Source organism: Butyricicoccus sp. AF18-9LB, assembly GCF_027684505.1.
Taxonomy (GTDB): Bacteria; Bacillota; Clostridia; order Oscillospirales; family Butyricicoccaceae; genus Agathobaculum; species Agathobaculum butyriciproducens.
This window is the reverse complement of sequence record NZ_JAQCWA010000070.1, coordinates 1-514: the sequence shown is the minus strand read 5'-3', so window position 1 is coordinate 514 and position 514 is coordinate 1. Positions and strand designations below refer to the sequence as shown.

At 55.4% G+C, this 514-nt stretch carries 1 protein-coding gene; it reads left to right on the top strand.

Annotation, left to right across the window (positions count from 1 at the left end; genetic code table 11):
• Positions 1-514 (top strand): S-layer homology domain-containing protein (locus tag PGY33_RS14355; protein ID WP_270479224.1); only part of this gene is annotated, 514 nt, incomplete at both ends.

Below are 514 nucleotides of genomic sequence, written 5' to 3'. Positions count from 1 at the left end.
CTTGCGCATTCACCATGTTTGCTGGTGCAGCGTTCACGGATTCGGCTGACATTAAGGTTGACACCGAAGTTGTGGACACTCTGGTATCGCTGGGCGTAGTTAACGGCTACGACGATGGCTCTTTCAAGCCGAACGGTACCGTAACCCGTGCGGAGATGGCGAAGATGATCTACGTTCTGCGCACCGGTAATTCTGACGCTTCTGCGTACAACGACGACAAGACCTCTTTCACCGACATTGGCTCCCACTGGGCTCGCGGCTACATCAAGTACTGCCAGTCTCTGGGCATCATTGCTACCAAGTTCTGCCCGAACGACAAGGTAACCGCTCAGGAAGCTGCTAAGATACTGCTCGTAACCCTCGGCTACGACGCAACTAAGGCTGGTCTGACCGGTTCCAGCTGGGCTGCAAAGACCAACGCACTGGCTGACGAGAACGGCCTGCTGGACGATGTAAACACCTCGTTCACCTCTGCTTGCCCGCGTCAGTACGCTGCACAGCTGATCTACAACAC